The sequence below is a fragment of the Silvimonas sp. genome (assembly GCF_031291215.1).
GTDB classification, from domain to species: domain Bacteria; phylum Pseudomonadota; class Gammaproteobacteria; order Burkholderiales; family Chitinibacteraceae; genus Silvimonas; species Silvimonas soli.
Genome location: NZ_JARLJK010000078.1, coordinates 1 through 3,741, shown reverse-complemented (window position 1 = coordinate 3,741; position 3,741 = coordinate 1). Strand labels below are relative to the sequence as shown.

Annotated in this window: 5 protein-coding genes; 2 read left to right on the top strand and 3 right to left on the bottom strand. The window is 58.5% G+C overall.

Annotated features, from left to right (window positions below; all coding sequences use genetic code 11):
* Window positions 1-616: 616 nt before the first annotated feature.
* Both P4L78_RS09995 and P4L78_RS09990 read right to left on the bottom strand, forming a co-directional pair.
* Window positions 617-1,216 carry a DUF6338 family protein gene (locus P4L78_RS09995; RefSeq protein WP_309327882.1) on the bottom strand — a complete coding sequence of 200 codons (600 nt, stop codon included), beginning with the start codon at window positions 1,214-1,216 and terminating at the stop codon, window positions 617-619.
* 138 nt (window positions 1,217-1,354) lie between these two features.
* Window positions 1,355-1,687, bottom strand: coding sequence for a hypothetical protein (locus P4L78_RS09990; protein WP_309327881.1), 333 nt, complete (start codon window positions 1,685-1,687; stop codon window positions 1,355-1,357).
* Between the two features lie 647 nt (window positions 1,688-2,334).
* Here P4L78_RS09990 and P4L78_RS09985 point away from each other — a divergent pair.
* Complete coding sequence (locus P4L78_RS09985) at window positions 2,335-2,568, top strand: type II toxin-antitoxin system prevent-host-death family antitoxin (protein WP_309327879.1); 234 nt, start codon at window positions 2,335-2,337, stop codon at window positions 2,566-2,568.
* Window positions 2,565-2,951 carry a type II toxin-antitoxin system VapC family toxin gene (locus tag P4L78_RS09980; protein ID WP_309327878.1) on the top strand — a complete coding sequence of 129 codons (387 nt, stop codon included), beginning with the start codon at window positions 2,565-2,567 and terminating at the stop codon, window positions 2,949-2,951. Before P4L78_RS09985 ends, P4L78_RS09980 begins: the two co-directional genes overlap by 4 nt.
* A 13-nt stretch (window positions 2,952-2,964) precedes the next feature.
* On the opposite strand, the gene P4L78_RS09975 is transcribed toward P4L78_RS09980, so the two are convergent.
* A partial coding sequence (locus P4L78_RS09975) for a substrate-binding domain-containing protein (protein WP_309327877.1) occupies window positions 2,965-3,741 on the bottom strand: 777 nt, incomplete at its 5' end.

Below are 3,741 nucleotides of genomic sequence, written 5' to 3'. Positions count from 1 at the left end.
GCTGACGAGCATGCCGGGCAACCCGCATCTGCCGCCCGGGACCACCCCAAATCTCTTTTACCCATAGCGCATCCTATGGGGCTCCGCGGGTCGTACCTGTCCGGGTTTAGTACGCCTATCGGCGCCCGAAACCCTTCGACTAACCGGGAAGTCTATTTTCGATGACGACGGGCGCGAAGCTGCTATCCCTTTTCCCGCTTGCCTTACCTGCAACCGCAAGCCAGTCTCTTGCTTTTCCTAAAATATAACTGTCATCGCTGCGCCCCCGGATCCATAACCCGTTGTTTTTTCGAATCTGGTGAGCTATTCACGGATTCCACTGCACCGAGAATTCGAGGCATCTACTTACGTTGATGTCCCGAATTCTGGCTCCATGCTGTTGAAGTCGTTACTGGAGCATAGCCGCATGCTCTCAATATTCAACCTTTCTTCCCACCGCTACCTTGGTTAGGCGGAGTGGAGTTCCCACCTTGGCTGGTCGTGGGAGTGTGCCCACCCTGCGCCGGAGCGGTATTCGGGGCTACTGCAATAGGTTGGTAGCCGTGGGTGCTCACGTTGGGGCGAGGCTGGTAGCCGTCCTGCGCGATACTTGGGGTGCGTCGATTAGTCATAATTTTTATCCTTTTGGCCAAAATTCAATAGTTTGTATTTGTTGGTGAGTAATGAGCACGCCAGAATCCCGCCCTACCCATTTTCCGCTCTTTTTAATTTCGTAGACCTTCTCAATGAAGATATCGCGTTCTTTGGATGTTGAAGATATGAAGGACTTTTCACTCAGAACGCCGCCCCATTGCTTTCCATCTTTTAGGACCACCAAAACCCATGACTCTGGCACACCAGAGAATTTCCAATCCCATGCGCTCGCTACAGGGTGAACTGTAGTCAAGCCAAATTTTGCTAGGAATTTTCTAAGCCACTGCTTCCGAACATTTATCCCAGATACTACACCCAGAATCGCCGGGCCTATAAACTCTATAAAGACCCAACCTACCTTCTCGCATCCGTTGGCTGATACCACCTTGACCGCGTACATACCGGGGGCAATCAAAAACCAAATTGCATGGTATATGAGAGAAATGGCAACGTAGGTGGCAAGGCCGACTTTGAAGTCAGGTATCTTCCCATCAAGGAACTGGGCGCGTACATACAGGGCTATCATCCCCGGCACAGCGAAGATGAAAAATAACTGGATTTTTTGAGCGTCTAAAAGCTCCAAGTTGACTGCCTCTCTGAGGTCCGCACGATGATGATCAAAGCATCGTCAGACGTTAATGTGACGGGTACTACGCCCTGAATTCGTGGAATTAAGCGGAGCCCTTGGCGCGCCGACAGCACGCCAAGGGCTTTCAATTTATCAATGAGTAGCAACGATCAACTGCCAGCGAATCGCCCCTTGCGTTGCCGAGTGCTGATGATGATTCTGGGGCGGCAGGGGATGCCCCTCGACCGACGCAGCATTAATCCCACACCCAACACAGCGGTAAATGCCTGAATGAGGCGTTCCTGTGCCGGGATGTGAAACATGGTCAAAGGCTAGGCTCGAAGAGTGAGCCAAGGCTTGCGGGTACTTGTAAAAAGCCATAGTCAAGTTGCCTTCGAAATAGGCCAAACCGAACTTGACGTGCCGCCCTGCTTCGACGATTGTCAAAGCCTCAGAAGGGGAGATACGCAAGCCGATTTCGGCCAAGTTTCAACCAGCGCCGGTCAGCCCTTCCTAGGGGGTTGCTCGGCGTTTCTGTGCCTGCAATGCAAAGAACCGTAATTACGTATTGATGCCCCCGGCTTTGCAGCCACCGCCCAACTGTGCCCCAATCAGAATCCGAGACAAGGGGGTAAATAGCCGCCACCCGATTCCACTCGTCGCACGCACGATTCGCTTCATCGCTACAGTTAATGAACGCACCGCAGAAAGCCGCGACTTTTCCGATGTAGTTAGATGCGACCTACGCGCCAACTAACGACCGGAAATCCGAAACGAAACTGTGCATAATGGGCCTGCCCTGACCCGCCAGGACGCTTATCCACGCATATCGTTGGGGAACTCAGCGCGCGCACCAACGTCGGCAACAACTCCGAGTCGGACACCTTGTACGGGTTGCTCAACCGAAAATCTGGCGCCAGTAGTCCGATTGCGGATCCTATTTTGTGCAACGACGACTTGCTGCCATCGTTAGGCGGTGAATGTACGGCTGCTTCCGATTTGCCGGTTTTAACGTGCAAGCGGCGGCATTGTTGGCGCACCACGGCATTGCGGCCTCTCCCGTCATTGGGGATGCGGTCGGTTCTTGCAGCATGCGTCGCACTTAGCTATATGGTTAGCCAAGGAGGTGCCTTATGGCTCAGTTCTCGGTTCACGATGCCAAGACCAACTTGTCCCGTCTGATCGCTGACGCCTTGGCGGGCGGTGAGGTGGTGATCGCGCGTGGCAGTGTGCCGGTGGTGCGGCTTGTGCCGGTCGAGCCGGTTGGGTGCCGCGTGTTCGGAGCGCTGAAGGGCAAGATCGCTCTGGATGCGAGCTTCCATGAGCCGCTGCCCGAGGATGAGCTGGATGGGTGGAATCTCGCTTGAGGCTGCTGCTGGATACGCACGCCTTGATCTGGTGGCTGGCGGGTGATGAAGCCTTGAGCCGCCGCGCCCGTGAGGCCATTGCCGATGAAGCCAACACGATTGCAGTGAGCGCGGCGTCGGCGATGGAAGTCGCCACCAAGTTCCGCATCGGCAAGCTGCCGGGCGCCGCGTTGCTTGCGCAGGACTTTGAGGCCATCATCGCCGCGCAGGGGTTCGCCGAACTGTCCATCAGCGTCCATCATGCCCGCCTCGCGGGTGAGATGAACATCATCCACAAAGACCCGTTCGACCGCTTCCTGATCGCCCAGGCACTGGCCGAGGGCATGCTGCTGGTTTCCAACGAAGCCTTGTTCGACAGTTTCGCCGTCCAGCGACTCTGGTAGAAGCCAGCCCTCGTTACCCCGCAGGCGCCGCCGTCGACTGACGCACCAGCAGTTCGTGCGCGTGGAGCACGGGCGGCGGCGCGGGTTCGCCCGCGAGGAGTTTGAGCAGGCCGTCGGTGGCGGTCATGGCCATGTCGAACACGGGTTGGCGTACCGTGGTCAGCTTGGGCATGATCAGGCGGGCGATGTCGGAATCGTCGAAGCCGGTGACCGACAGGTCGCCGGGGATCGACAGGCCCGCTTCGCGCGCGACGGTCATGGCGCCGACCGCCATGTCGTCGTTTTGTGCCAGAATGGCGGTCGGGCGCGGGCCGGGGCGTGACAGGATGCGGCGCATCGCCGCCTCGCCGCTGGCGAAGGTAAAATCGCCCGGCTCGAAGCACAGTGCGTCTTCGCCGATGTCATGCGCGGCAAAAGCGCGGGCGTAGCCTTCGCTGCGCGCGGCGCTGGCGCGGTGAGTCGGATCGCCGAGGATCACCGCCAGCCGCCGATGGCCGAGCGCGAGCAGGTGTTCGGCCACTTCGCGCGCCGCCGCCGTATCGTCGAGCAACGAGCAGGCGCCCCGCCCCGGCTCCAGCTGCGGCGCTATCCGGCCATAGTGGATGCCTGCCGCATCGAGGCGGTCGAGCACGGCCAGTTCGTCGCTGCCTGGCGGGGCCAGCACCACGCCGTCGAGCGCCGCCGAGCGCAGGAATTCGAAGAAATCATCGGGCCGCGCGCAGACATCGCGAAACGGCAGGATGATCATGCGATAGCGTTCGTCGGCCAGCCGTTCGAGCACGCCGCGCTG